General features: G+C 58.6%; 3 protein-coding genes. 2 read left to right on the top strand and 1 reads right to left on the bottom strand.

Going from position 1 to position 4,920, the window contains the following annotated elements; translation table 11 throughout:
• The first annotated feature begins 78 nt into the window (after window positions 1-78).
• On the top strand, window positions 79-1,956 hold the full coding sequence (locus NW870_RS12750; protein WP_414375613.1) for a hypothetical protein: 1,878 nt from the start codon (window positions 79-81) through the stop codon (window positions 1,954-1,956).
• Here NW870_RS12750 and NW870_RS12745 read toward each other — a convergent pair.
• Entirely contained in the window at window positions 1,838-2,866 is a 1,029-nt protein-coding gene (locus NW870_RS12745; protein ID WP_414342643.1) for a LysR substrate-binding domain-containing protein, read from the bottom strand. The genes NW870_RS12750 and NW870_RS12745 overlap by 119 nt on opposite strands.
• Before the next feature lie 307 nt (window positions 2,867-3,173).
• Between NW870_RS12745 and NW870_RS12740 the strand changes: the two genes are divergently transcribed.
• Complete coding sequence (locus NW870_RS12740; protein ID WP_414375612.1) at window positions 3,174-4,805, top strand: hypothetical protein; 1,632 nt, start codon at window positions 3,174-3,176, stop codon at window positions 4,803-4,805.
• Window positions 4,806-4,920 lie beyond the last annotated feature (115 nt).

Below are 4,920 nucleotides of genomic sequence, written 5' to 3'. Positions count from 1 at the left end.
CCCCCCCCCCCCCCACATTTTTTTTAATGAAACTGCGACCAACGAGATCTACACGTAAGGAGTCGGCGGCAGTGTCAGATGTTTATAAGATACAGCACCAAGTGGACAGGGGTGCTGTTTTTGCTGCTGCCTTTGGTGGGAGTTGCAGGTCAGGCCCTCTGGCGCTCTGGGAAAGCGGTGGGGTGGTGGAAAGGGATCCCTTGGCCGGCGCGGCTGGCCCACTTGGCCTTGGAGATGGGTGTGATGCTGCTTTTGTGCTGGCCCTGGTATGGGGCCAATTGGCTGTTTGTGCTCAGCAATGGCTGGGCTTACGCCGAGACTGCCCACTACTACATCACTTGCCCAGCGGGATCCCTGTGCTGGTGGACTGCCTACTTGCGCCTTTTGCCCCTGCAGATGAGCCCTTTTCTGTGTGGGTTGCCGCTGCTGAGCGGGTGGGGATCCCTGGACAGGCGAGAGGCAGTCTTGTGGGCCACCTACGGTTCGGGCTACCTTCTCTACACCCTGGTGGACATCAAAGATGTGCGCTTCACCCTACCCCTGCTGCCTCTCTTGGCCGTGTTATCAGCAGGCGGGATCCAAAAGGCTTGCCGGTGGTTGGAGGAACGCTGGGGTGCGTGGGCTTTGCAAAGGGGAGTCTGTGCAGGGCTAGTTCTGGGCTGCTTGGCCTTGGCCAATTTGGGTCGGCCCCTTACCCCAGGGGTGGCTCCTCTGTGGAAGGGGATCCAAATGCATTGGCAGGGGCAGCACCCCACACAGGAGCTGACGCAGTGGATCCAATCCTTGATCCAGCCAGGCTTGACCACCACGTTGGGAGTTCTCCCCAATACAGAGCTGATCTCTTCCGAAACCCTCACCTACTTAGCAGCTCTCCAGCGCTGGCCGGTTACATTCCGCGCTGCCGGGCAAACCCCCTGGCCGGAGTTGGAGCTCTCCTTGCTGGATGGGTTTGTGGATGCGGAAGGGGAACAGGGGATTATCGGCCCCTATGGCCCGACTAAGGAGCAGATCCGGCAGCACCTGCGCAGCAGCCCAGACTGGCGACAAGATCCGGCGGTGGAGTTGCCTACCTTGGGTCGGCTGCACACCTACTTCCCTCGCATGCCAAGAGTGACGGTGCAGAAGTGGCCTCTGGAAGCTGGGGAGGTGGAGCTGGTGGAGGTTGAGACGCTGTCGGAGCTGGGGATCCCGGCCTGGAAGTTGCGCTGGCAAGGCCCAGCTCAGAACTTGGCCCAGACGCTGGTTTGGGCGCGGCTGGAAGATGGGCAAGGACGGGTTTTGGAGAAGCGGGCCTGGGTGCTGGGGCAGAATCGCCTGCAGCTCAACTTAACGGGCGGCTGGCTGGTGGAAGAGATCTTGACGCTGCCCACAACCGACTTCCCAAGAGGTGGCCTTCTCCACCTGGAATGGCAGTCGCCCAAAGGGATCCGCCATTCCCTACACCAATCCTGGAGAGGATCCCTGTCGAGCTTCCCGAAGGAGGGATCCCCCCTTGTAACGGATCCCTTGTTTCCTCTCCGCGAGGCGGCCAGAGCTGCTGCCGCTGGGGATCTGCAGGCCCTCTCCCTTTATCTCAATGCCTGGACAACCCTGCAATACCCGACTTTTTTGACGGATCCAGATCGCATCCTGGTACGGCAACTGCTGGAGGGGGAAAGGCAACAGGCTGCTGCCCAAGGCCAACTGAGCCAGCAAATCCAAAGCCACTACCAACTGGGCTTGCTGTTGGCGGTGCTGCTGCAACCGGAAGCAGCTCAGTTGCACTTTCAACAAATCGTCGAGCTGGATCCGGAAGACGAGTGGGCGCGGGCTTACCTGGGGTTTTTGCGAGTATTGTTCACTCACGACTTTGAGGGGATCCGGGGGTTGCGACAAGAGCTCTCGGCTGTGCTTCAGCCTCTTTGCCGGAAAGCGGATTTGGATTGGGATTTGAATTGGATTTGTGCTGCTCTTTAGCCACAAAGTCCAGCTCCATTTGAGAAACCTGGGAAAGAAGAAAGTCGGCAAAAGCTTTGGCCACCACCGAAAGACGTTTAGAGCGCAAATAGACCAAATGCCAGAACCCCCGAATGGGAAACTCTTCCACATCCAAAATAGCCAGATGATGCTGCCACCCCCCCAAGGCCAACACATGCTGAGACAAAACCGAAATGCCCAATCCACCCACAATGCCCTGGCGAATGGCTTCGCTGCTGCCTATCTCCATGCGGATGTTGAGTTTCAGGTTATGCTTGTCGAAGAGCCGCTCTACAGCCATGCGGGTGCCGGAGCCGGGTTCACGGGCTAAAAAAGGTTCTTGGGCAATGCGCGCCAGAGGGATCCGCTTTTGGCCCACCAGCGGATGATGAATGGGGGCCATCACCACCAAGGGATTTTCCAGAAAAGGTTGCGCCACCACGTCCAGATCTTCTGGCGGCATCCCCATCACGTAGAGATCGTCCATGTTGTTGCTCATCCGCTCCAAAACCTGCTGGCGGTTGAGCACCTTAAGAGCTACGTCAATGCCGGGATACTGCTGACAAAATGGCCCCAGCAGACGGGGTATAAAGTATTTGGCAGTGGTGACCACTCCGATGCTCAGCCGTCCCTGCTTTAGCCCCTTCAGGTCGGCAAGGGTCATCTCGAATTGATTCAATTGTTCAAAAATCTTCTCGCAGGTTTGGTGTAAAGCTTGCCCCGCTTCGGTGAGATACAGCCGCTTGCCCACCTGTTCAAACAACGGCAACCCTACAGCTTTGCTCAATTGCTTGATCTGCATGGAAATCGTGGGCTGGGTCAGGTAAAGCTCTTCTGCAGCGCGGGTAAAGCTCAAGTGACGAGCGGCAACCTCGAAGATTTGCAGTTGGTGCAAGGTAATGGCCTTCATGGACATCAAGAAAAGCTAAAGGTTTACTACTAAATCATAAGCGCTAATCTATGCCTTTTGGCGAGATCCCCATGAGAGCCTGGCTGACGGTCACAGTGGCGGAAGGGGCAAAACCGAAGAGCAACCCCCTACCACTCGGACTTAAGGTAGAGATCGACCAAGGGATTGCGCCGGTCTGGGCACAGGCGGCTGTTTTTTTCCAATAGCCGCTCTCTGGGCAGGAGAAGAGTACGATCGGGGCCATTCTCGGTGGAGGTTGAGGGTGCTGAGACTGCCGAAAAACCAAGGGATCCGCTGGCTTGCGGGTGTGCTAGGCGCACTGATATTGCTGGGATGGGGGATCGCAGCCCATGCCCAATTTCTGGGGCCGGGCCGTTTTCTTTTCCCGGGCTCTGGTTCTCGGCTTCAGGGCAGCCAGGAACCGGCGGGATCCCTGCTCAATGCCTTCTGTCAGCAACCGCCTGCGGAAGTGGCCCGCAAGTCTCAACTGCGCCAACAGGCCAACCGGTCAGATGTCGCCTGGGCCGAATACGCGCAGATTTTGGACGAGCATCGTGCCGCCTTGATTGCCTGCCGCAGCCAACGCTGGCCCCAGATCCAGGCCATTTGGGTACGTCTGCACCCTTGTGATGCCAATCCGGGCGTGTTGGATCAGGTATTCGACCAAGTAGTGAACCTGGGCTACAACCGCGTCTTTATCGAGACCTTTTACGATGGCCGCTCTATTTTGCCGGATGGCGCAGGGGGGATCTGGCCCAGCTTACAGCCCAACGCCGACTTGTTGGATCTGGCTCTGAAGGCGGCACGACGCCGCGGCTTATCTGCCTATGCCTGGGTGTTTTCCCTCAATTTCGGTTACAGCTACGGACAACGGCCCGATCGACAGGTGGCCCTGGCCCGCAACGGTCGTGGCATAACCACCGTCTTGGATCCCGCTACAGCCCTTTCGGAAGACCTGGGCAGTCCTGGCGAGGTATTTGTGGATCCCTTTCATCCCTTGGCACGGCGGGATTTTGCCGAGTTAGTCCGCCGCATCCTACAGCGACAGCCGGATGGGATCCTTTTCGACTACATTCGCTATCCGCGTGGCTCAGGGGGATCCAGCGTGGCGGCCACCGTCCGAGACTTGTGGATTCACGGAGAGGCCGCTCGGAAAGCCTACCTCGATTTGGCAGAAAATCCAGCGGGTCGGGCGCTGCTGGAGCGCTATTTGAGCCAGGGCTACGTGACGGTGAGGGATGTGCAGCAGTTGGATGCCGCCTACGCCGAGGAACCCAGATGGCGTCAGCCAGGGGATCCCTGGCCCAATCCTCAGCAGGTGCTTTCCCTAGAGCTTTTGGATCGGGGTGCCCAGAGAGACAGCACAGCAACTGAGCAGCGGAGCGGAGATTTGTCCTCCATCAACTCATTGGAGTCACCGCAGCCATTGGGGGATCCCACCCCGACTCCCAGGGCCGCTCTTCGCCAAGAACGCTGGCAGCAGCAGCTTTGGCAGCTCAGCGTCGAGTTTGCCCGCTATGGGGTGCTCGATTATCTACGGCAAGTCGCCCAACCCGCCCAGAGGCTGGGGATCCCGGTGGGGGCTGTCTTCTTCCCAGAAGGCAACCAAGCAGTAGGAGAAGGGTTTGACGCTCGTCTGCAACCCTGGGACCGCTTTGATCCGGGTATGGAATGGCACCCAATGGCCTATGCCAGGTGTGAGGATGCCACTTGTGTAGCCCAGCAGGTGGAGCAGGTTTTGGCCGTAGCTTCTCCCCAAACCTTCGTTTGTCCGGCCATCGCCGGCCTATGGGGACAGTCGCAACGACAGCGCCCCAGCCTAGAAGTGCAAATGGCAGAGCTGGCCCGCCGCTTTCCGCAGTTGCCCTGTGTGAGTCACTTCGCCCTCTCCTGGATCGAGCCGGAGCTGGAGCGCAGCCGTCGCACCTGTCAACTCTAACGCCCATCCCAATGTAAACTACCCGACTCCGACCGCTAAAGCGGTACGGAGCGGGCTTTCAGTAGCCCTGAGCCTGCTCTGCTCTACCAGAGAACAAAACAGGCCCGAACCTCTA

Source organism: Synechococcus sp. R50.1, assembly GCF_047462115.1.
Lineage (GTDB): Bacteria > Cyanobacteriota > Cyanobacteriia > Thermostichales > Thermostichaceae > Thermostichus.
This window is presented reverse-complemented; position numbering and strand designations above follow the sequence as displayed.

Coding starts and splice junctions, on each gene's coding strand:
- NW870_RS12750 (WP_414375613.1), top strand. CDS start 79: ATGTTTATAAGATACAGCACCAAGTGGACAGGGGTGCTGTTTTTGCTG.
- NW870_RS12745 (WP_414342643.1), bottom strand. CDS start 2,866: ATGAAGGCCATTACCTTGCACCAACTGCAAATCTTCGAGGTTGCCGCT.